This is a genomic window from Paenibacillus sp., from assembly GCF_031177825.1.
Taxonomy (GTDB): domain Bacteria; phylum Bacillota; class Bacilli; order Paenibacillales; family YIM-B00363; genus Paenibacillus_AE.
The window spans coordinates 1-23944 of the sequence record NZ_JAPSKE010000004.1 but is presented as its reverse complement, the minus strand read 5'-3'; the positions used below and the strand labels follow the sequence as shown (position 1 = coordinate 23944).

Annotated in this window: 17 protein-coding genes and 1 pseudogene; 13 read left to right on the top strand and 5 right to left on the bottom strand. The window is 52.7% G+C overall.

The window, feature by feature from the left end; translation table 11 throughout:
• Positions 1–163 precede the first annotated feature (163 nt).
• From RIN49_RS05975 to RIN49_RS05930, 10 genes are all read left to right on the top strand, one after another.
• On the top strand, positions 164–928 hold the full coding sequence (locus RIN49_RS05975; protein ID WP_309119251.1) for a carbohydrate ABC transporter permease: 765 nt from the start codon (positions 164–166) through the stop codon (positions 926–928).
• Between the two features lie 70 nt (positions 929–998).
• Positions 999–2384, top strand: coding sequence for an ABC transporter substrate-binding protein (locus RIN49_RS05970; RefSeq protein WP_309119250.1), 1386 nt, complete (start codon positions 999–1001; stop codon positions 2382–2384).
• 146 nt (positions 2385–2530) lie between these two features.
• Positions 2531–4312, top strand: coding sequence for a sensor histidine kinase (locus RIN49_RS05965; protein WP_309119249.1), 1782 nt, complete (start codon positions 2531–2533; stop codon positions 4310–4312).
• Positions 4293–5951 carry a response regulator transcription factor gene (locus tag RIN49_RS05960; RefSeq protein WP_309119248.1) on the top strand — a complete coding sequence of 553 codons (1659 nt, stop codon included), beginning with the start codon at positions 4293–4295 and terminating at the stop codon, positions 5949–5951. Before RIN49_RS05965 ends, RIN49_RS05960 begins: the two co-directional genes overlap by 20 nt.
• 120 nt (positions 5952–6071) lie before the next feature.
• Entirely contained in the window at positions 6072–7763 is a 1692-nt protein-coding gene (locus tag RIN49_RS05955; protein WP_309119247.1) for an extracellular solute-binding protein, read from the top strand.
• 95 nt (positions 7764–7858) lie between these two features.
• Positions 7859–8773: an ABC transporter permease gene (locus RIN49_RS05950; protein WP_309119246.1), complete on the top strand. Its 915-nt coding sequence runs from the start codon at positions 7859–7861 to the stop codon at positions 8771–8773.
• Between the two features lie 15 nt (positions 8774–8788).
• Complete coding sequence (locus RIN49_RS05945; protein ID WP_309119245.1) at positions 8789–9676, top strand: carbohydrate ABC transporter permease; 888 nt, start codon at positions 8789–8791, stop codon at positions 9674–9676.
• 62 nt (positions 9677–9738) lie between these two features.
• Complete coding sequence (locus tag RIN49_RS05940; RefSeq protein WP_309119244.1) at positions 9739–10719, top strand: Gfo/Idh/MocA family protein; 981 nt, start codon at positions 9739–9741, stop codon at positions 10717–10719.
• A 522-nt stretch (positions 10720–11241) separates the two neighbouring features.
• Positions 11242–12750: an Ig-like domain-containing protein gene (locus tag RIN49_RS05935; protein WP_309119243.1), complete on the top strand. Its 1509-nt coding sequence runs from the start codon at positions 11242–11244 to the stop codon at positions 12748–12750.
• 630 nt (positions 12751–13380) lie between these two features.
• Positions 13381–14691: a hypothetical protein gene (locus RIN49_RS05930; RefSeq protein ID WP_309119242.1), complete on the top strand. Its 1311-nt coding sequence runs from the start codon at positions 13381–13383 to the stop codon at positions 14689–14691.
• A 600-nt stretch (positions 14692–15291) separates the two neighbouring features.
• Here the strand turns inward: RIN49_RS05930 and RIN49_RS05925 are convergent.
• The 4 genes from RIN49_RS05925 to RIN49_RS05910 all read right to left on the bottom strand — a co-directional run bounded on the left by RIN49_RS05925 (position 15292) and on the right by RIN49_RS05910 (position 19208).
• Positions 15292–16488 (bottom strand): MFS transporter, encoded by a 1197-nt coding sequence (locus tag RIN49_RS05925; RefSeq protein ID WP_309119241.1) that lies wholly within the window; start codon positions 16486–16488, stop codon positions 15292–15294.
• 70 nt (positions 16489–16558) lie between these two features.
• Entirely contained in the window at positions 16559–16840 is a 282-nt protein-coding gene (locus tag RIN49_RS05920; protein WP_309119240.1) for an ArsR/SmtB family transcription factor, read from the bottom strand.
• A gap of 321 nt (positions 16841–17161) precedes the next feature.
• Entirely contained in the window at positions 17162–18520 is a 1359-nt protein-coding gene (locus tag RIN49_RS05915) for a sensor histidine kinase (protein WP_309119239.1), read from the bottom strand.
• Complete coding sequence (locus RIN49_RS05910; protein ID WP_309119238.1) at positions 18510–19208, bottom strand: response regulator transcription factor; 699 nt, start codon at positions 19206–19208, stop codon at positions 18510–18512. The genes RIN49_RS05915 and RIN49_RS05910 overlap by 11 nt, the downstream gene beginning before the upstream one ends.
• A gap of 167 nt (positions 19209–19375) precedes the next feature.
• On the opposite strand from RIN49_RS05910, the gene RIN49_RS05905 reads away from it, so the two are divergent.
• Positions 19376–21466, top strand: coding sequence for a multicopper oxidase family protein (locus tag RIN49_RS05905; protein WP_309119237.1), 2091 nt, complete (start codon positions 19376–19378; stop codon positions 21464–21466).
• A gap of 367 nt (positions 21467–21833) precedes the next feature.
• Here RIN49_RS05905 and RIN49_RS05900 read toward each other — a convergent pair.
• Positions 21834–22148, bottom strand: a pseudogene (locus tag RIN49_RS05900) (transposase); the annotation flags it as partial.
• 90 nt (positions 22149–22238) lie between these two features.
• Here RIN49_RS05900 and RIN49_RS05895 point away from each other — a divergent pair.
• Together RIN49_RS05895 and RIN49_RS05890 are read left to right on the top strand one after the other, a co-directional pair.
• Complete coding sequence (locus tag RIN49_RS05895; RefSeq protein ID WP_309119236.1) at positions 22239–22877, top strand: NAD(P)-dependent oxidoreductase; 639 nt, start codon at positions 22239–22241, stop codon at positions 22875–22877.
• 241 nt (positions 22878–23118) lie between these two features.
• Positions 23119–23607: a YdhK family protein gene (locus RIN49_RS05890; protein WP_309119526.1), complete on the top strand. Its 489-nt coding sequence runs from the start codon at positions 23119–23121 to the stop codon at positions 23605–23607.
• The last annotated feature ends 337 nt before the right edge of the window (positions 23608–23944 follow it).

Below are 23944 nucleotides of genomic sequence, written 5' to 3'. Positions count from 1 at the left end.
TAAGTTTTTGCGGGCGAAAGCGTTTGTTAACGAGCGAAATATTGTGTTGCGATATAAGCAGAAAGCGAAAAAGGCAGGACTGCAATGTCTGGTTTATATTGTGTTGCTTGAGTTCGGGTTTATCTTCCTTTTACCCTTTATCTACATGCTAAGCCGATCGACCATGTCCATCCCGGATTTGCTCGACGAGAGCGTGGCTTGGCTTCCGAATACGGTCTACTGGCAAAATTATGTGGACGCATATCAAAAGATGAATTTCCCGTTTACGTTTAAAAATACGTTCATGAATTCGGTCATCCCGATGTTCGGTCAGCTGCTATCATGCGCGATTGCGGGATACGGCCTTGGAAGATATCGGTTCCGAGGCTCGGGTTTGATTTTCGTGCTGCTGCTCATCTGTTTGATCGTGCCGCCGCAGACGACCATCATCGCTTTCTACTCGATGTACGCGAATATGGAATTGATCAATACGTATTGGCCGACGATTCTTCCCGCCCTGTTCGCACAAGGCATTCGCGGGGCGTTGTTCACGCTCATCTTTACACAGTTCTTCAAAGGGCTGCCGAGAGAGCTGGACGAAGCCGCCCGCATTGACGGTGCGGGGGCGTTCCGCGTATTTTCCCGCGTCATGCTGCCGCTCGCCAAGCCCGCGATATTCGTCGTTGCCGTGTTTTCGCTCGTGTGGCATTGGAACGATAACTTTTACCCCCGGTATTTCGCCAACAAAGCCGAGATGTTTACCATGCCGTGGCAATTAGAAATTATCAACTACGATTATTTGTTGAAGGGCAGCGTAGACGCCAACCTCAACGAAGGGATGCTGATGGCTGCCGTCATCCTCATTGTCGCACCGCTGTTTCTTGTATATATGGTCGGCCAACGTTATCTGGTGGAGGGGATCGAACGAACAGGGCTTGCCGGCGATTAATGCTCATGCGCCGGCGGGCGGCAATATGACTCGATGGAACTGAGAATCAAAAAATAAGGAGGATACACTTATGAAAAAGAGAATTAAGAAATTATTGGTTACCGCTGTTGCGGCCATGTTGGTCATTTCTCTATTGGCGGCCTGCAGCGGCAATTCCGGAACTCCTGCCGACGCCGAACCGGAAGAAGCCCCTGCGACGACCAATGAGACGCCGGAGCCGGCAGCCGATCCGGAGCCTGCTCCCGAGCAGGAGCCCGAATCGAAGGATCCTGTCACGATTACGATCGGAACGCTGGGAGAGGAGGATAAGAAAGCCTTCGAAGCGGTTGCGGCCGAATTCAAGAAGCTGCAGCCTCACGTGACGATCGAATATTTGGTCGGCACTCACTCGGGCAACATTCCCGCCATGGCGGCGGCCGGTAACGCGCCGGACATCTACTGGCTGCCTGACGGCTTCGTAAACATGTTCCAAGAACAAAAATTGCTGGCCCCGCTGAACGACGCCTTCCAGCGAATGAACGTCGATTTGAACGACGTATCCGAAGGGATGCTTTCCTACGGATTGTTTAACGACAACTATTACTTCGCGCCGCGCGACCATAGCCAGATGGTGACGTTCGTCAACAAGACGCTGCTGGAGAACGAGGGCTTCGAAATGCCGCAAGACGGATGGACTTGGGAAGAGTTCGTGGACATTTCCCGAGCCGTAACGAAGAAGGACGCGAGCGGCAACGTGACCCAAACCGGCAACGCGGGCAACGCCAATTGGCTGCCGAACTGGACCGCGTTCGCCCTTGGGTTAGGCGGATATCCTCTGGCGAATGGAGAAACGAGACTCGCGGAATTTTCCAGACCGGAGACGGTGGAGGCGTTCCGCATCGTGCTCGATCTCATGAAGGAAGGCGTCATGGCCAACGAATATGCGGAGGCTTATCCGAAGTTCGAAGAAGGCAAAGCGGCATTCTTCTTCGGCGTAAGACCCCATGTCGGTACAGTCATCAGCGCTGCGGAGTCCAACGGATTCGAGTGGGACGTCGTGTCGTTCCCCGTGCTGCCGAAGCAACATGCGATCGGATCCGGCACAAGCGGCTACGGCGTGAACCCGGCGAGCAAACATCTGGCGGAAGCGACCGATTTCGTCGCTTACACGTTGACCAAAGAAGGACACAAGGCGTTCTCCAGCAACTTGCTGGGCGGGGTCCCGGTATTAAAATCGCTGCAGCAAGAAAGTTATTGGAAGGAACAACCGGAGCTCCAAGGCAAAAACGTCGATGCATTCATGAAATACATCGAGTATAACGTTCCTCGGGTGACGGACTTGTACTTGAATGCAGCGGGGCAAGCCGAGACGGCCTTGTTCGGAAACATTTTCGCGGCATATATGAAGGGGGAAAAGTCGCTAGAGGATATCCTCAAAGAGCTCGACGAGAAAGTGAACGCGTTGCAGAAAACATAAGATTTCCGAGGCCGACGGCGAGCAACCGTCGGCCTTTCGTTGTAATTAACCATGGCAACAATTATCGGGATAAATTTTAATTTATTACGAAGATTGCTATTGTACAAGGTAGAAGCGATGAGTAACCCGTCGGGAGGTTTCGCCGAATGTCGATTTCCTGGAAGCTCGTGAGGGCGCGGCTGAATCCGTCCATATTCAGCAGAATGGTCGTCACGTTCCTTCTCATTATCACTCCCTTATATGTTCTAAGTATCGAAGTTTACAAGTGGGCGATCGAGACGCAGGAGCAGGATATTTCCAACACGATGCTCTCCCAAGTCGATTTTTACGTCGACAATTTGGAGAAGGAAATTCAGAGGATCAAGCTGCTGCAGTTTTACAGCACGAACGACCTGAATTTACAGCTGTTAGCCTACCAACCCGATTCGGTGGACGACTACGATAAGACGGTTGCGGTCACGCAGCTTCAACAATATTTGAAAGCGGTTGCCAGCAGCAGCTCGTACATTAAAAGCGTTAGCGCTTATTTTCCTTCCATGAACAGGGTCGTCACCTCGGCGACCTTCGAGAGCTCTATTCCGAAGGACGAATTTAAGGTGTTGGATACGAACTCTTATTATTCGATAGACGCGCAGATGATTTACTGGAACAGCCGAATCTTCTTAAGCGTGTCGAATTTGTCGAATACGCCGTTGGAGGCGAACGCGGGGAAGAGAACGCCGGCGTACATCATCGGCGTAGAGCTCGATCAGAAGGTTCTGGAGAACGCTCTGAAGCAGTTCAACGATTATGAAAACGGCGGAGCCGTCATGATCGACCGCGACGTTCAGTTCGAACTTACGAGCACGGGCCGGACGGAGACGAACCAGGAAATGATGAGCTATATCCGGAAAGCCGCCGCAGTCGAGAAGAGCGGTTACTTTAATATCGAGATTGCGGGGGAGACGTATTGGGCCGTCTATACGAGCTCCGATTATCTCGGTCTTACCCTATGCAAATTTATCCCCGAACGCGTAGTGCTGAAAAACTTCCAAAAATATTCCTACTGGTTCTGGGTGTTTACCGCGACGTCCGTACTACTCATTTTGCTGTACTCCATTTCTACCTATCGATTGATTTACAAGCCTCTGTCCGTACTCGTGAAAGCGTTCCGGAAAATGGAGAGAGGGGAAATGGAAGCTTCGATCACGCACCAAACCCACGATGAGTTTCGTTATTTGTACGGCGCATTCAATACAATGGTATACAAAGTCAATACGCTGATCGAACAGGTGTATAAACAAAAAATTCTTGCGCAGCATGCGCAGCTGAAGCAGCTGCAGACGCAAATCATCCCTCACTTCCTTTATAACAGCTACTTTATTTTGCACCGTATGGTCATTGACGAAGATAACGACAACGCGGCCCGGTTTTCCCAGTTGCTCGGCAATTACCTGAAGTTCATCACCCGGAGCGGCGAGGATGAGGTCATGCTGGACAGGGAGGTCGAGCATGCGCGGATTTATACGGAAATCGTCGGCATGCGCTTCGCCAATCGGCTGACGCTCCACTTCGAGGACACCCCGCAAGCGTGCAAGCGTATCAAAGTACCCCGGCTCATTATTCAGCCGATCATCGAGAACGCATTGGAGCACGGGCTTACGCATACGGCGAGCGGCGGGGTGTTGAACATTTCATTTTCCGAATCGGAGGAGGCGCTGGACGTGATCGTCGAGGATAACGGGACGGGGTTGACCGACGAAAAGTTGGAGCGGATGAACGAATCATTGAACGAAAAACCCGGCATGGACGACGTCGAAACGACAGGCATGCAAAACATCCACCGAAGGCTGCGGTACCGATTCGGCGCCGGCAGCGGACTGTTGCTTTCCAGAAGTGAACTCGGAGGATTAAAGGCGGTGATTCGCATTGCACGCGACGATATATAAGCTGCTAATCGTGGACGACGAGCAGCTAATCGTGGATTGGCTGTACCGTCTGTTCGGCGGTTTACCGCGATTGAACTTGGATATTTACCGGGCGTATTCGGGCGAACAAGCCATGCAATGGCTGAACCGAACGAAAATCGATATCGTGCTTTCCGATATCCACATGCCGGGCATGGACGGCATGCAACTGCTCGAAAACATCAAGAGCCGATGGCCTGATTGCAAGGTCGTATTTTTGACCGGCTACAACCAATTCGAATATGTGTATACGGCGATCAAGCACGATGGAGTGAGCTATTTATTGAAGACGGAAACCGACGACGAAATCGTCGGCGCGGTCGAAAAAGCGATTGCGGATGTTGAAAGAAGTTTCCGGGATGCGGAGCGGCTGGACAAGGCTCGACAGCAGGTTAACAAAGCGATTCCGCTGCTTCAGAAACAATATTTAAGTAACTTGCTCTCGGGAGACCAGGCGCTGCTTCCGGTGGCGCAGGCGCAGCTGGACGAGGCCGAACTCCCGCTTCGGGCGGATCTTCCCGTCTATGCGCTGCTCGGGCGAATGGACAACTCCTCGAGACAATCGGACCGGCCGAAAAAAGACCGCTTGATCTATACCGCGAGAAGTTTAATCGAGGATGTGGCGTTCAAGCGGATGCATACTGCATTCGTTCATGAGGAGCCGTACTTCATCTGGTTGTTCCAGCCGGCAGAGGCCGTTGCCGACTGGGGTCAGGCGTGTCTTTACGTTAGGGAAATGCTGGACACCGCGCAGAGAGCATGCGCGGAATCGCTTCATGTCGGCATGTCGTTCGCGCTGGCCAAGGGGAAGTGCGAATGGGACATGGTCGCAGCGAAGACGGAGGGGTTAAAGAGGCTGCTTAACTTCCGAATCGGTCCGAGCGGCGGCGTTATCGCGACCGAGGGCGATCCCGGCTCCGAGGAATTCGACGGCGGCGCCTCGGGTCCACCGCGGCCGGACAGTACCCTTTTGATCCAGCTGAACCGTATCGGGAAGCTCGCTAGCGCCTTGGAGCGCGGGGACAGGCACGATTTTTTTGACACGTTTTCCGAAGTCGCGGATTACTTGAAGAGGGTTCGTAATATGCGGTACGCCCCCGCGTCAGAGGTATATCTTTCGCTTTCCTTAAAGCTGATCTCGTATATTAACCGTTGGGGGTTGGCTGAGACGCAATCATGGACCGGAGGGTTGGAACGGCTGACACGGCTTGAATTCGAAAGCTGGGCGGACGCGGTCGATGAGTTGCGTACCGTCGCGGAACACATTTTCGCGGTACAAGCGCGCCATCTCGAGAACAGGGAGAGGGACACGGTCCTGCGTGTGCAGAAGTACATTTCTGAGCATTTATCGGAGGACATTTCGTTGGTGAAGCTGGGGGAGTTGACCCATTTCAATCCGTCCTATTTATCCCGGTTGTTCAAACAAGTGACCGGGATTAACATTTCGGATCTGATTCAACAAGCTCGAATCGATAAGGCGAAGGAGCTGCTCGGCAGAACAGGAATGAAAATCCAAGACGTGTCGGCCGCCGTCGGATTCGACTCTCCGGCGTATTTCGCTAAGTTTTTCAAGAAGTCGACTCAGATGACGCCGCAGGAATACCGCGACTCCTTTACGTAAATGTAAAACACGTAAACAGAACGCTTGAAAGTAAAAAACGTCATATATAAAACGCTTACATCCCTTTTTATAATAAAACCAGAGGCCTCAAGACGTAACTAAGAATCTAGGAGGAATGGTATGAAGCTACGGCGCAACGCAAGATTGATATCGTTAACGATTGCCGCTCTCGCAACAGCGACGGCCGCTTGCAGCACAGGCTCCCCGACCGGCGGAGAATCGAATCCGCCCGCAGGCGCCTCCGAGCCGTCCGCCGCTCTCGCAAGCGGTCCTCTAGATAAGTTCGAACCCGAGATTACGCTGACGAGCGTAAGGGCGGACCTCGGCACGAACTACAAATACGATCAGGGCGAAACGATCGATAACAACGTATGGATTCAGGAATACAAGGAGAAGCTCGGCATCAACCTGACGTATCAATGGGTCGTTCCGTCCGAACAGTACCAACAGAAGTTCGGCGTCGCTCTCGCGTCGAACGATCTGCCGGACGTGTTCGACGTCGACATTAAGAACCTTAAGCTGCTGACGGAGAACGACGTCATCGCGGATCTCACCGAGGTGTACGAGCAATACGCCACGCCGCTGACCAAAAGCGTAATCGAAGGCGACGGCGGCCTCATGCTCGGGACGGCGAAAATCGGCGGCAAGCTGATGGCGATCCCGGAGACGCTGTCGATGTTGGACAACGTCGAAATTATCTGGATTCGGAAAGACTGGCTCGAGAAGCTCAACTTGCCGGTGCCGACGACGATGGACGAACTGGTCAAGACGGCCGAAGCATTCGTGACGCAGGACCCTGACGGGAACGGCGAAGCCGACACGTACGGCTTCGCCTTCAATAAAGACGCCGTTATCGGAAACGTCACCGGGTGGGCGGATATCGCACCGATCTTCTACGCGTTCCATGCGTATCCGAACGGCTGGATCAAGGACGATTCGGGCCATCTTGTCAGCGGCACGATTCAACCCGAAGTCAAGACGACGCTTGCGTTCCTGAACGACCTGTACAATCGGAAGATGATCGATCCGGAATTCGGCGTCAAAGACGGCACGAAGGTGGCCGAATCGACGACGGCCGGGAAAATCGGCATCGCGTACGGGGCGATGTGGAACTCGATCTGGCCGCTGAACTCGAGCAAAGAAAACGCCGAAGACCCCGGCGACTGGATCCCGATTCCGCCGGTTTCAAGCGACGACAAGCCGGTCCTATCCCTGGTGTCCAACCCGGCCGCGAACTATCACGTAGTCAACAAAAATTTCGAGCATCCGGAAGCATTGATCAAAATGATCAATCTTTGGGTTGAAAACACGGTCGGTCCGAACGCGAACAACGACAAGTACAGCACGACGTCGGAAGGCAAGGAAGTATTCAAGATGTCCATGTTCCGGGTGTGGAAGCCGAAGCAAAACCTAGAAAGCTTCCAGGCGGTTCGGGGCGCGTTGGAGAAGAAAGATCCGACCGGGCTGAACAGCACGGACAAATCGAACTATGAGAAGGTGCTCGCGTACGAAGGCGGCGACGTCAAGAGCTGGGGGTACGCTTCCGTGTTCGGACCGGGAGGCTCGCAATCGATTCTGGAGCAAATCGATCAAAACAACCAAATGATTTTCAACGAATTTTATGGCGCGCCGACCCAATCGATGATCGATAAAGGCGCGACGCTAGGCAAGATGCAAAGCGAAACGTTCCTGAAAATTATCATGGGGAAAGCGCCGATCGACGAGTTCGACAACTTCGTGGAGCAATGGAGAAAGCTGGGCGGGGACGACATTACGAAAGAAGTGAACGAGTGGTACCAATCGAATCAATAAGTCGGTTGCGGAGCGGGAAAGAAAGGGGGGAGTTGGTGTTGCCGACTTCCCTTTTTTCTCCCCTGCGGATGCGACCGGATCAAGGAGGGATGTCCATGCAGGCTGCAAGAGGGAGAGGGAAGAAGTGGATTCGGGAATCCCCGCTGCATCTGATGATGGTGCCGGGAATCATCCTGCTCCTGATCTTCAGCTACGGGCCCATGATCGGCGTGATCATGGCGTTCCAACGGTACAATGTCGTTAAAGGGTTCTTCGGTTCGGATTGGGTTGGACTCGACAACTTCGAGTTCATCTTGCAGATTCCCGATGTGCGTCAAGTCTTTTGGAATACCGTGTTCATCGCGTTCATGAAAATCGTGGCCGGTTTGATCGTTCCCGTACTGCTCGCCCTGCTGTTGAACGAATTGCGGGCGAAATACGTAAAACGAAGCATCCAAACGATCATCTATCTTCCGTACTTTTTGTCTTGGGTGCTCCTCGCCGGCATTTTAATCGATATTTTGTCTCCGTCCGAGGGCATCGTCAATCAGTTTTTATCCTGGTTCGGGATCGAGCCGATTTTCTTCCTCGGGAACGAGGACGTGTTCCCGTACATGCTCGTCACGACTCACGTGTGGAAGGAGGCCGGCTTCGGAACGATCATTTATTTGGCGGCTTTGACCGGCATCGACCCTACGCTGTACGAAGCCGCTATCGTCGACGGAGCGAATCGTTGGAGACAGACGTGGCACGTCACGCTGCCCGGCATTCTCCCGATCGTCGTCTTAATGACCGTATTGAGCCTCGGGGGCATTTTAAACGCGGGATTCGATCAAGTGTACAATCTGTACAATCCTCTCGTATACAGTACCGGTGACATTATCGATACAATGGTCTACAGGATGGGATTAATCGAAAATCAATACAGCTTGGCCACGGCGATCGGGCTGTTTAAATCGGTCATCTCCGTCGTCCTCATCGTCGTATCGTATAAGCTGGCCGACAAATACGCGGGCTATCGCGTGTTATAGCCGAGGGGGGGAACGATGCAATACAAACTGTCTTTCGGTCGATCGGTATTTATCGCGTTCAATTACATCGTCTTAGTCGGGTTCGCCTTATTATGCTTGCTACCCATGGTTCATGTGCTCGCCATCTCCCTGAGCAGCGGCACGGCGGCGGCGGCAGGGTTCGTCACGCTGTGGCCCGTCGATTTCACCTTCAAGGCCTACGAGTACGTAGCGAACAAGCCGGAATTTATCCGGTCGATGATCGTCTCCTTCCAGCGCGTGCTGATCGGCGTACCACTGGATATGCTGCTTACGCTCCTTATTGCGTATCCACTATCCAAGGACGCGCGGACCCTCTCCTTCCGGAGAGGGTATATCGTATTTTTCATGATCACGATTTTGTTCGGAGGCGGTCTCATTCCCTGGTATATGGTCATCAAGATGACCGGCCTGCTCGACAGTATCTTCGCGCTGATTCTTCCCGGGGCGGTTTCCGTCTTCAACGTCATTCTATTATTCAACTTCTTCCGGAACTTGCCGAAGGAGATCGAGGAAGCGGCTTATATCGACGGCGCGGGACACTGGTATACGTTATGGAAAATCTTCGTGCCGTTGTCGATGCCTGCGATCGCTACGTTAATCCTGTTCACCACCGTAGGCCACTGGAACAGCTGGTTCGACGGCATCATCCTAATGAATCGAACGGAAAATTATCCACTACAAAGCTATCTTCAAACCGTCGTCGTGCAGCAAGGGTTGGAGCGGATGATTACGATTCAGGATACCGCCTTGCTCCAAGAGGTGTCCAACCGGACCAACAAGGCGGCGCAAATCTTTATCGGCGCCTTGCCGATTTTGCTCGTCTACCCGTTCCTGCAACGGTATTTCATGAGCGGTATCGTGCTCGGCAGCGTCAAGGGGTAATTGAAAGGGAGCTACATTGACGTGTTACATTCATAAGGAAGAAAGCGAGGAGGGACTTTTTTATGGAAATTTTACGTGTCGGCATGATCGGCACCGGAGGCATTGCCGGGTGGCACGCCCGCCAACTGCTGGAGCTCCCCGAAGTTGAAGTCGCGGCTTTGGCCGATGTGAATCCGGACAGTCTCGAACGGTTTAAGGAGAAATACGGGCTACATCGTGCCGAGGCTTATCCGGATTATCAGACGATGTTGGACAATGCCGTGCTGGATGCAGTCATCATCTGCTCGCCGCATACCGAACATTACCGGCAAGCCCGCGATGTGCTTGACAGGGGGCTGCATGTCCTCATCGAGAAGCCGATGACGTGCACATCGATAGAGGCGGAAAACCTCATTCAAGCGGCCGAGCGGTCGGGTAAAATTCTGCAGGTGTCGTATCAGCGCCATTGTCAGCCTGAGTTTCTTTATATTCGAGATACGATCCGAAGCGGAGAGATCGGGAAGCTGACTTCCATCACCGCCTCGCTCTACCAACAATGGCGAGAGGGGACCACGAACTCCTGGCGCCAGGATCCTTCGCTCTCCGGGGGCGGTTTCCTGATGGATTCGGGCAGCCATATTATTGACGTGCTGCTGTGGACTACAGGGCTTACTCCGGTCGAAGTGAAGACACAACTCCACCAACAGGGCTCGCCAGTGGAAATCGACACGTTCAGCTCTATCCGTTTTGCCGAAGGCGCTATAGCTGGACTGAACCTCGTCGGGCATGCGCCATGCTGGCATGAAACTTACGTGTTCTGTGGTGAAAAGGGCGGGATTTTCTTTGACAACGGAAAGATCACGCTGCGTAAAGCTGGGGAGGAGCCGGTCGTTCCGAAGCTGCCGGAGCCTGCGACGAATCAAGACAAAAGCTTCATCGATGCGATTCTTGGCCGCCACGAAGTCATGGTCCCCGGCGAATTCGCGCTCAAAGTCGTGAAATTCTCGGAAATGGTTTACCAGGCTGCAGGTTACGTGCCGAACGTTACGCTTGTGACCGACTGAGAACGAACAGCAAAACCTGGAACGCCGAAACGCGCCAAGCTGGCGCGTTTATTTTGTCTTTACGAACTGCGCGGAGCGTCACCTAATTCGCTTATCCTTTAGGTCAGTGTGCTGATGACGACTTGGCCGTGATTGGGCGGTTTCATTTCTTCCTGTCCCGTCCGTTGCGGCCGAGGCCGCTTCGTTCTATATGGAGGAATTCGAAGGGGCGGACGGCTCGCAGCCTTCCGACTGGCGGCTCGTATCGGGCGGCGGCGGCATCGTGTCCGGCGAATATGTCATGAGCGGCGATCAAGACACGCTGCTGTCTTTTGTACCCGGAGACTTTCCCGAGTGGAAAAACGTCAGGATGTCCGTCGACGTAAAGCTGAACGCAGGCTCGGCATGGTCCGGGCCCGCGTTCAGAGTCAATTATTCGGCCAACAGCTATTATTATGCCCGGATTCAAGCGGGCTCGCCCGGCAAGCTGGAGATCGTGAAGGTGATTAGAGGCTCCCCCACCGTGATAAGTCGTTCCGATGGTTGGATTGGGGCTCGTTCGCCGGCGAGAAGCTGTATTACTTTAACGATTACGAGCATTTCTACCCTTCCTGGCTCAGCGATTACACGGATCCGATCTGGATGACGCCCGAGCGTCATTCCGTCATCATGGATACGGGCTCTACGATTATGAAAGCCGAGACGGTCGACCGGCTGGCGGACTACGCGAACGCCGGCGGCAAGCTCATTTTGTTCGCGGATTCCGGTAAAACCGATTTCGAAACCGGCAGCGCGAGCCGTCCGCTGCTAACCCGGCTTGGCTTCGTCGCGAACAGCTGGTCTACGAGGGGCAGCGGTCTTCAATCGCAGGTCCTCCCCGCGAACGGCGTATTCGAAGGCATCTCGCAGCTTAAGCTTAGCGAACAGGTTTATGTGGAACCGCAAATGGACGTGCCGTTCACAGTGCTTGCCCAATACGACAACGGAAAGCCGGCTGCCGTTCGATGGTCTTACGGGGCGGGAGAAGTCGTGCTGATCCTAGGCACGTTGGATTGGTACAACTCTAAAGGGCTTATCGATGCGCTGAGCGGATGGGGAGGCTTCGAGCGTACGGCGGATGCGGACAGCGGCAAGGTTCGCGTCTCGACGCGCTCGCTTGGCGACGAGCGCATCGTGTTCGCTTATTACCGACCGTGGTTCAGTTCCGCGAATTTGAGCCAGGCCCAAATGAATGCCGCGTACCCGCAATTGACGTCGAACGTCAAGATCATGGCGCTCGCGGCCGCAGAGTACGACGTTTATGACGTAACCGGCGGAGGCGATCTGCTTGGGCGGTACACCGCTGCGCAAATGAACGGCGGCATGCCGCTAACGTTCCAGCCGGGCGAGCTTCGGATTCTGAGGCTCTTGCCGGTGACGACCGCTTACGGTGATTATCGTCTGCCGGCGAATGCGGAACCCGATCGACTGCGCTTGCAGGTATTCCGCTCGGCGACGGTTCCGGAAGATCGTACGGGAGCCGTTACGGAGGCGGTTTACGGCGGATCCCAAACCGGATCGCCGGTCGGCTTCGAGCTTCGCGAGTCCGATTCTTCGCGATATGCGCATCTGTCGGTAACGCTTGCGCCTGGCACGTACAGCTTCTTGCTCACCTTGCCGGGATACGCGCACAAAGCCGAGCATGTGACGATCGGCGGGACGTCGCCCGTTCCGTTGGTACCGGCGGAAAACCCGGTCTACGTTCATCAGGGAGAGGCCATTCCCTATGAATCGCTGACGCCGGAGCCCATAAAGAAGCTGGTTTTAAACGACTTTCCGACGTTAGCCGTAGGCGATGAAGGACTGCAGATCGAAGTATCGACTCTGTACGAAGACGGTACGTCCAGAACGCTCTCGAAGGACATCACTTACGAGAGTAATCATGAGGAGGTTGCGATCGTCTCGTCCTCGGGACGGATCACGCCGGTCGGGCACGGAACGTCGGTGATTACGGTAACGTACGGCGGTTACCGCGTTTCGCGGCCGCTGCACGTTGACATACGGAAGCCATAAGCATCTAACTCCATTCTTGACGGATCGATTGATATATTTTCATCATCGCGCTCATCATGGACGTCATCGCGATCGAAGAGGATTCGGCCAGGAAGACGGCTTCCAAGAAATGCTGGAGACAGCTCGAACCGTTCGAGGAAGAAGAAGGGGCGTACCGGGCGTACCCGTTGTTCCCTTACAATTTGCGTACGAAATTCGAGTCTTACCTAGTCAACCTTGACCCGGGCTGCGAGCATGCCTCCGAGCCGCATAACGAGGGCGTGGAGGAATACATTTACGTCCATCGGGGGGGGGGGGCTTGGAGCTGGGGTTCGGGGATGAAATTTATCGGGTGCCAGCGGGAAGCTCCGCGCATTACTCCGCGAATCGGCTGCATCGGTACCGGAATCCGGGGAAGGAAACGACGCGTTTTAAACTGTGATCTTTTACGCCGATGCAGCGGCTAGGGGTTGACGACGTTTCGTGAACCGCTGTCAGTACAGTAACTCCTCAGGAACGCCGGAGTATTACTTCGCCCGCGCTTCATGTAACCGCATGATCTTGGTACGACGTTTTTTTGTGCGTCGGCTCCGCTTTCCTGATGTGGTATAGTTGGGGTGACATACCATTTCTTGTAAAGGGGGTTGCGTGATGATCGGAGGGCGGCATCAGGCTCCCAAACGGCAGCAGGGGAAGAGCGGAAGCTCGGGCGGAGAGCGAAAGGTCGGCGAGACGATGCAGCAGGAGGCGCCCTATGGCGACTGGCAACAGCTGCAACGGTCGATGGGCAACCGCATGGTAGGGAACCTTCTGCAAAGAAGCGTGCTACGTAATTCCGCCGCTTCGCCTGCAGCGGTCATACAGCGAGCGCCCGGGTTGCCGACGAAGCAGGAGCTTCAAGGCGAAGGACTGAAGTCCGGAAAGAAGGCGTTCGGCAAGACGTCGTGGGGCAAGTTGGAAGAGGCATTAGCCGCTTACGAGAAGCTGGGCGATACCGATTATCCGGCGCAGGAAGAGCTAATGAAGCAGATCGAAGTCATTATCGGCGATTGGAAAGCAAGCTACGACAAGCGGAAAACCAAGAAGAAGCAAGACGAAGCGAAGCTGACCAAGGTAGAGCACATCCTAGACCGCATCCGGCAGAGGCGAATGGCGATCCAAGAAGCGGAGGCCCCTCCCTCTGTCGGGCGGGAAGTCCGTCGGCGCGCAGAAGCGTTCAGGGGCGCGCCTGTCCCCGTCCTCAAACAAGAGGAGAAAAAGCAGGAAAAAAGCGACGTCTTAAAGCTGAGGGAATATTTGGAGGGAAATAGTTACAGCGACGATGGACGCAATTATTTATCCTGGGGCGTCGGGGAAATCAAGCATGTAAGCTGGAAAGCGCATGTCGGTTCTGCCGATGCCGTCGAGCGGCTCGCGATGGCCAAGGCGGTCAGTCCGCGGCTGAGGAGTTGGGACGTATACCATAAATTCGATATTTCCGAAACCGAAGGGCCGATCGGAAAATTCCTCACCGTCTATCCCCCGAAAGAAGATGGGGATTGGGCGCATATTGTGACAATGCTGGAGAACGCGGTAAGCGGCTTCGCGCCGGTCGAAGTTGAAGGCGATATGCCGGTCGGGGAGACCGGTCAGGTGCATATGCGTCATGGCCAGAATACGCCGCTCACGCCCGCCATGCTTAAGGATGTGCAAGGCGTCGAGCAGAAGGGCCAGCTCGGCGAGTACCCGCGGTACGTAGGCGAAGCGGTACAGGGACAAGGACTGCCGCTTCTCCTTGAAATGAAAAAAGGGATACTATTTTTCAGCAAGACGTTGAAAGCGCCGCCGCAGTTGAGTAATCAGCATATCTACATGGCGATTCTAGTGGACGGCCGAATCGTGCCGGACAAGCGGGAGGAGCCGAATCCGGCGAACGTGCTGCTGCCGACCGGGGTCAAAGAATTCGAGAGAAAGAAGCAATAAGCAAAGTGCGACCGATCATTATGATCGGTCGCAACGGCGAACGCGAGTTGGAAAAGCTAATTATGCTCGACCTTTTCAACATACCCGTTATCGCTGCAAGGGAATGCACACAATAACCCCTCGGGCGAAAAGAACATACTCCGATTCAAACCCGCTAAGAAAGCAGGTCTTATTTTTCCCGGACTAGTTAATCCATAGAACACTGTAAGACTTTCGTATTCAACCACCGCGGGATTTACTGTCCGAGCCCCGTGTTGGATTTAATCGTTGGCGGATTGTAACGAGGCAGGCTGTACAAAAAGAATATACGCGGATTTCAAATCACTTGCGTAGAACTTGGCGCCGAGCTCGCAGCAGCGGCCCGTCAGAACCTTGTCGGAACGGACGTCGATATCATCACGGGAAGCTTCGAAGACTGGCAATCGGAGGCGGGGAGAGGGATTGATTTGGATCGAACGCCAGTTTCCATAGAATCGACTAACGAACAACGACGAGGCTGCCGGCGGGGAATGAACTGCACCACAAATGTTAGACATCAAATATCTAACATTTGGAGGTGCAGTTTTTTTGTTGGAGGAATTTACGGCTCGATCTTGCGCGTTATACTCCGGCTTCCTGCAGCGCTCTCTCCTTCGCCGCTTGTCGCGATCGGGAACGGGCCAGGCCGAGCGATGCGGCGGCCGTCGCCGCGGCAAGAACGACGGAGACGGCCCCGATCCATGTGACGGCCGTCAACGACGCTTGCTCGACGACGGCTCCGCCGATACCTGCGCCAGCCGCCATGGCGAACTGAAGCATCGATGTGTTCAAGCTGAGCATGATCCCCGCGGCCCCCGGCGCCAACGTTAGCAAATAATATTGCTGCGTCGGACCCGACGACCAGGCGGAGAACGCCCATAAGATGAGAAGCAGGAACACGGCGGTCGACGATTGGGCCAGGAACGAAAGGAGCACGAGTACCGTCGCGTGAAGCGTCATGCCGCTGACCAAGGTACGTCCCACGCCCCAACGGTCCGTGCTGAAGCCGCCGAGCTTGGAGCCGATCAGGCTGGCGATGCCGAAAGCGAACAGAGCGGCACTCACCCCCTGCTCGGTCATTCCGGTTACCGTAAGCAGGAACGGGGAAATGTACGTATATGCAACCGAATAACCCGCGATCCAGAAGAAGGTGATCGATAAGGCGACGGCAATTCGTGGCTCTTTCATGAGCGCCAGCTGTTTGCCGAGCGGCACAGGCTCTTCGCCGTCCGTTCGCGGGATCGTTAACGCGATGGCCAGAATGGCGAGCAGGCCGAGGGCGCCAATAAGACCGAATGTCATCTTCCAGCTATAAGCGGAGGCGATAACCCTGCCAAGCGGCACGCCGATGATCAACGAGGTACTGAAGCCCATGACGAGCGTCGCGATCGCGCTCCCTTGTTTTCCGGGGTCAGCCATATTGGAAGCGACGGTTAACGCCGTGACGACGAACACGCCTGTGCTGAGGGCCAGGACGATCCGCGACAAAATCAGCAGTTGGAAGCCCGGAAGCAGGACGGCGGCAAAGTTACCGACAACGAACATCGCAAGCGAAGCAATTAGCAACTTCCGCCGGTCCATTCGTGCCGTGAGGGCCATAAGGAGCGGAGTCCCGAAGGCGTAAGCGAGGGAGAATACGGTGATTAGCTGCCCGACGGCGGACACGGTTACGTCGATATCCTCCGCTATTTTATCCAAGATCCCCGCGATAATGAACTCCGACGTTCCGACGAGAAAGCTGACGACGGCTAGCATGTAAATCTTTAAAGCGTTAGACATGATGTAAACTCCTCTCTCCACTGTAATATATCTATATTTCTAGATATACCGAAATACTAGTGAAAAAAAATTACATGAGCAAATACGGGGCGTATTTTTCTGCGATTTCACGATTTACGCTGTAATAAATGTACGTCCCTTCCTTACGGAGTTCGAGAAGGCCGCATTCCGTCAGCTGTTTTAGATGGTGGGAAAGCGTCGATCCGGCGACCGTTTCCAACTTGCTCCCGATATCCGAACAGCAGAGCGTCCGTTCGTCGGCCAACAACATGGCGATCTTTAACCGAGTCGGTTCCCCGAGCGCTTTATAGATTTTGGCGGCTTGCCGAACGTCCGCAGTATTCTCGATCATCGCTGGCTCATCCTTTTTCACTTCGTTATTTCTAGATGTATCGAAACAAAGAATACCACACATTTCCACTGGAGTAAAGTGGATTCGCAAAAGAGGCTACCAGGGTGAGAAATGGGGATTACGGCAGCCGGTTTACCAAATGCGATAATATGTTCTTCTTATTGTATGATCCGGAGGTTAGGTATGTGAGCGCTGATACGGTGAATTTGAAATTTTATCAGCATGAAGATTTGGAAGCTCTTAGATTGTTTCAATTACCCGCGGAGCAGGAGCAATTCACTGCACTGCCTATTCATAGGGCGTCAACGGCGAGCAGTTCATTTACAGCTTAAGCATGTAATTCGCGATTCCAGGCAGATAGATCGTGAACGTAGACCCTTTCCCCAGCTCGCTCTGCACTTCGATCCATCCTTGATGAGCGAGGATGTTCTGCTGCGCGATGGCAAGTCCGAGCCCGGTCCCGCCGCTCGGGCGCGACCTCGAACGGTCCGCCCTGTAAAACCGATCGAAGATATAGGGAAGGTCCTCTTCCGAGATGCCGTCCCCGTTATCCTCGATCCGGATTTTGACATATTCGCTCTGCGCAAGGTCAGGTCGGCGAGCTTGTTCTATGGTCAGCCGGACTTGTCCGCCAGGGTGGGTGTAAAGGATGGCATTCGACAAAATATTGTAGAGCGCCTGAACGATTCGGGATTTTTCCACGGGGACATGGATCGTTTCCTCGGTTCCGTGCATCGTGAAACGGATTTGCTTATCCGCGAACAAGAATTCCGTTTTCTCCTCCAGATCCCGCAATATGGCGACGAGATTTTCCGTTCTCGGACGCACCTCCGTCATGCCGGCCTCAAGCTTGGATAAATCTAACACCTCGTGCACTAATCGAGATAACCGCAGCACTTCGTCGAGAATAGAAGCTTGCTTAGACGGAGAAAGGGAGGTTCCCGTCTCTTGAGCCAACTCGAACTCCCCTTGAATGATCATAAGCGGAGTTTTCAATTCATGCGCGACGTCCGATAGAAACTGCTTTCGGGTTCGTTCCGCGCGGGAAAGTGCATCGTGCATGTCTCGGAGAGCTCTTGAGATCGCCCCGAACTCGTCTTTCCTGTCCACGGGAAAGCCGACGGCGGGTTCGCCCTTCTTAACGGCATCGATCCCCCGAATAATGTTGTATATGGGTTTGGTCAGTCTCCAGGATAGCAAAAAGATGGTTAGCAGTGCCGCTGCACAGGTGAATAGAAGCGACGCTTTGGCGATATTGGGAATAATGCCGTACCACATCATTTTGAATTCATACGTTCGGAGCTGCTCGTCATTCATGACGTAGAGCCGTCCGATTTTCCGTTGATCGGCATAAAGCACCAACGGATACCCTTCGTTTCGGAGTGCTTCGACGTTCAAACGACCTTGCCGGTACATGGCCTCCCCGTCGGCGACCAGGACGATTTCGGCGAAGTCGGGACGATAATCGAATTCCGCGTCGCGAACGTTGTTCCACGAATGGCCCTGTTCGACGAAATAGCGCTCGAACTCCTTCCGTAACGATTCGAAGTCCGCTTGATCCTCCGAGTAGGCCAGATCGCGTTCGATATAAAATTGAATATGAACGACGCCCAGCAGAAAGAGTGCGATAAATACGAGCAATACGCCCATCGACAATATCAGTTTAGTTCTAATGTTCATATCCCGCTCCGAAACGGTAGCCGAAGCCGTATACGGTTTGAATATAGTCCGTCGTCCCGTTGCTGTCCTCGATCTTCTTGCGCAGTTTGCTGATATGGGAATCTACCGTTCGTTCGTCAATCACGAATTCATCTTCGAAAGCGTGCTGCAATAGTTGCATGCGACTATACACCCGGCCGGGCTTCGACGCAAGGAGATGCAGGAGCTTAAACTCGGTCGGAGTGAGGTGCAACTCCCGAGCGCTTTTAAATACTTGCAAGCTGTCTTCCTGAATCGTAAGTTCTCCTCTTCGCAATACGTTGTCCGATTTCCCGTTCTCGCTTCGGTCCATTCTTCTCAGTAAGGAGCGAATTCGCGCCGAAAGCTCTCTCAAGCTGAAGGGCTTCGTCAGGTAATCGTCCGCTCCCATCTCAAGGCCGACGATTTTGTCGGTTTCTTCGGATTTCGCCGTAACCATGATAATTCCCGGCGACCCGATCTGGCGAAGCTTGCGGCATGTATCCAGTCCGTTCATCTGCGGAAGCATCCAATCCAGAATGACGATATCCGGTTGATTAACGGCGAAAAGCTGCAAGGCGGCCGCTCCATCCGTCGCCGTGACGACCTCGTAGCCCTCCGTTCCGAGGAACGATTCCATAAGCGATAAGATTTTGAGTTCATCCTCCACGATCAACACTTTGATCCCCATCCCAGTCCTCCCGACAATCAACGATTTCTATTTCCAATTTATCTGATATTCAGTAGCGTCACAACCTTTCGATCGGTTCTCCATAAGTTCGCAACATTACGGTGGCAGTATTGTACTAAGGACGTTGCAGTCCGGTGTGATAATAGCCGCGGGGAGTGGAGAAAAAGATGTACCTTACGATTGCGAATATGTTATCGGCTTTCGCTATGACGTTATTATGGTTGATTGCCGCCGTCGCGGTGGCAGGCTTGCCTTATGCGAAAAACGGCAGAAATCTGAAAAGGCGAAGAAGCTTCGCACTTGGGGTGACGTATCTCGCGCTGCTGATCGGCGCCCTCTGGTATTTGATCGTCATCAATCTTTGGCTTCGCCACGGCTGGCTGTTTGCGGAGGGGACGTTCAAAGCGGTCGTTCCGCTGATGGCCGTCTCTCAAGGTTGTATTGTGAAGTGGGCTATGCCGAAATTAATAGGCATTCGAGAAGAGGCCGACTTGAACGAGATCGCGCATCCCGCCTTGCCGATAACTTATTATGCGGCCGCACTCGTTTCCGGCATGGCCGCCGTCAGCAACATCTTTGCGCAGCCGGTGTTGCCTAGCCTTTTCGAAATCGTTCAAAGACTTCTGTTCATTGCTCTCGTCCTCGCCGTACCCGCGTGGTTTGCCGTAAGGATTTATCTTGAAGCGGCGAGGGAGGGAGAGATCCGGCGTAATTTCGCCAGAAGATTCTTGAGATTTATGGCGGCGGGCAGCTTCACCGCGCTGGTCGTCATTGCAATCATTGTCGCGAATGCGATCGCGGGAGTCCATACTTCCAAGCTGCCGGAAGCCTCCGATATGATGGACCATAACCGGATCGATGAAGGCGGAGGCACGCCGACGCTGATGTCCGAAGGCCATGCTCATCATCATGATGCTAATCGAGGAGCCGAACGTTTGGAAGTGGCGGACTTGACGGGGGATATTTCCGCTCCCGCCGACGCGGCGTTCGAACTGGTGGCGCAAAAAGGGGAGGTCCGGCTTGCCTCCGGGGCTCGAATCGATGCATGGACGTACGGAGGAGAAATCGCTCGGGAGCTTCGCGTGCGGCATGGAGATATGGTCGAGGTGAAGCTGATCAATAAAGATATCGACAAGGGCGTCTCCATTCATTGGCACGGCTACAATGTGCCGAACGCGATGGACGGCGTGCCCGGCATGACCCAAAATGTCGTCAAACCGGGGCAATCGTTCACGTATAAATTTCGGGCGGCGCAGGAAGGGAGCTATTGGTTCCATTCCCATCAGCAAGCTTCGGAGCAAGTGGCGAAAGGATTGTTTGGCTCATTGATCGTGGAGCCGAGGCATGATGTCGAAGCTTACGATGAAGACTTTACTCTGATCAATCATCGTTGGGAGACGGATCAAGGGTATGTGAAGGCTTTCGGGAACCACGACGGCGAGCAATTCAAACAGGTGAAGCCGGGGAGCAGGGTAAAGCTGCGAATCATTAACACGCATAAGCAATCGCAGAAATACTTGCTGCAAGGCGTCGACTTCCAGGTAGAAAGCATTGACGGCGTTCGAATTCAAGACCCGGAGCTATTGTCCGATCGGACGGCGCTTCGGCTAGGTGCGGGCGGAAGATACGATGTCGTATTCACGATGCCGGATCATCCCGTTAGGTTGAAACTCGGCGATGCTCGAAACGATAAGGCACCGAGTATACTTTTCTATTCGGATGCTCCGCCGGCCCATCCGGAATTCGAATCCGAATCCGAATCCGTACTATTCGATCCATCCGATTACGGCAAGCCTGCGGCGAACGAAGTCACGTCCGCAACGACATTCGATAGAGAATTTTCGATGATTCTCGGCAATAAGCTCGGCTTTTATAATGGGAAGTTTCATTTTCTATGGACGATCAACGGAGAGGTTCATCCGCACGTGCCGACGCTGATCGTGAAAGAAGGCGAAATCGTCAAAACCACCTTCGTGAACAAAAGTCTTGCCGAGCATCCGATGCATCTTCACGGGCACCATATGACGGTGTTGAAGAAAAACGGTAAGAAGGTGAAGACGCCTTGGGTCACCGACACGTTAAACGTGCTTCCCGGCGAAACGTACGAAATTGCGTTTATCGCGAACAATCCCGGGATGTGGATGGATCATTGCCACAATCTTGACCATGCGGCGACCGGGATGATCTTGCATCTCATGTATGACCATGTGCTTCCATCCTTCGAAGTCGGAACGAGGTCGGGGAACCTGCCGGATTAACGTCCCTAATGAACGGGGCACGGGAAGAGCCAGGATCCACAAAGGTTTGTCGTTAGAAAACGTGCGGGAACAGAGGTGGGGGTAGCCTCACCCAATTCGTTGCATATGCCGCACATATTCTCCACGACACCCTTAGCGATTTTCACTCCCATGTCTCAACGGGTCGTAGCCCTTTCATTCCTTCGTTACACCTATCTTAGGGGTGGAGGTCGGTCTTTCTAACGGAATGGGTCTGAGCCCTTTTGTTTACGGCTCCCGATACTTCGTGCTTCTTTCGATCCTGCGAATACGCCAACTTGCGTGAGTTGCTTTAATTAAGCAGCTAGTGCAAGTACCTTGCCTGGATTCTAATCTTCTTCAGTGCGCGCTAACCAACCAAAAGGCGTGCCAACTTCCCGCACAACTTCATGATGGACTTCATCTTTTTCAGCTTTTTGACTTGGACATTGAGCTGATGCAAAGCCGAAAATTCTGGGTTGTTCATGACCATGCTCATAGTGATTAGGTAGAGAAAATGTCGTAAACGTGGACGACCGCGTTTACTCAACGTTAACTGGCCTTTCCATTTCCCTGAACTGGCTTCGGTCAGATTAAGGCCTGCGTGACGCAATAGAGCATTTCCATGGGCATAGCTACTGAGGTCGCCTGCTTCCCCTAGAACGCCGGCTAACGCTATGGAACTATCTGGGAAGTTTAGTTATATAACAGAATATTTGAATCGATAAGGGGATTTGACCGTATACATATTATTATGTTTATTTGGGGGTATATTATGGGTAATTCTAATATGATAGCTATAATCGGTGGGACGGGGAAGGTGGGGCGTCATATTGCTTCAAGAGCGTTAGAGAAAGGGTATCTAGTCCGTATGCTTGTTAGAAATCCAGAAAAGTTAACTTTCAGAGACGCCAGGATTGAGATAGTAGAAGGCAATGTACAAAATTTGGAGGATATTCAAAAACTATTAAATGGTTGTCAAATAGTTATTAATACTTTCGGTCAGCCACTCAAAGAGAAACCGATTTATAGCAGCGTAACTGAAAAAATACTTGAAGTAATGGCTGATTTACAAATTGATCGTTATATTGGTGTTACGGGTGGTTCTCTAACTATTCATGGGGATAAAAAGAGCTTTTTAAATAGAATTGGTGCAAAGATGTTTGAAATCATCTACTCTAATATGATGATAGATAAGAAAAGAGAATGGCATATTCTTAACCGTAATAATCTAATTAAATGGACTCTAATTAGGCTTCCATTTATAGTTGATGGCACAGAAAAAGGGTTTATAAAAGAAAATCTTACAGATATGCCAGGTACTAAAATAACGAATCGAGATATAGCGACTTTTATCATTAACCAGATTGAAAATCTAAAGTATGTACAAAAATCGCCATTTATCTCAAATTAATATTAATTGTACTCTTCAATTTACGGGTACGTTAGCATTCCTGTAGAGCGTTAATTTTCGGCTTTGCATAAAGAAAAGCGCCTCGATTTGTCCGTTTGCCAAAGTGAAGGTGAACTCCCTCACAGGATCTTCACAACTGTGTTTTAAAATTGAGGTGTGTAGTTTAATAAATAAATATCAATCGGTGGAGGGTGAGACGATATGAAAAAACGAATGGCGCTAACTTAGCGCGGCTGCTTTAATTTTGGCTGTTGTCTTAAGTGCTTGCGGTAATGATCAGGCTCCAGCTGAGAGTGGTCAAGACCATTCCTCCGGAGAACTCCCGGAGGGATTGAAAGTAGCTGAAAATCCAAAGTTTCCGATCGGGAGCCAAGCCGTCATTCTTGACAATCATATGCCGGGTATGAAGGGCGCGACCGCAACCATTGTCGGAGCTTATGATACAACGGTTTATGCCGTTTCGTACGTCCCGACGACAGGCGGAGAAAAAGTGACGAATCATAAGTGGGTTATCCATGAGGAAATTGAGAATGCGGGGGATACGCCGTTTTCCAAAGGCGATGAAGTTACGCTTATGGCTAATCACATGGAAGGCATGAGCGGCGCTACGGCTTCCATTGATTCTGCTGAGCAAATGACTGTTTATGTAGTCGACTATACGCCGACAACCGGCGGCGACCCGGTGAAAAACCATATGTGGGTGGTTGAGAGCGAACTTTCCGTTGAGTAAAGGAGCTATTTATGAAAAAAGCGATATTCTTGTTTTTATCTGCTTTTCTTTTCACAGCGTGTGGGGACACTGGCGAACCGGATCATGCGGGGATGAAGGGACCTGAGCATGGAAATCATCCCGGACATGAATCGGAGACACACGATGAACCTTAAAAAATAAACCCATGGGGCAGCCTAGAGTGCACCCCTTAGAATGGACATTGGATAAAACTGGATCGTCTACATTTAGTTGGACAGAAAAAATGAGGGGGAATAGAATACAGGAAAGAGTTGAAGGAGCGGATTGCTGTTGTCGCAGTTAAGACGAAAGTTTACGCCGGAATTTAAGCAGCAAA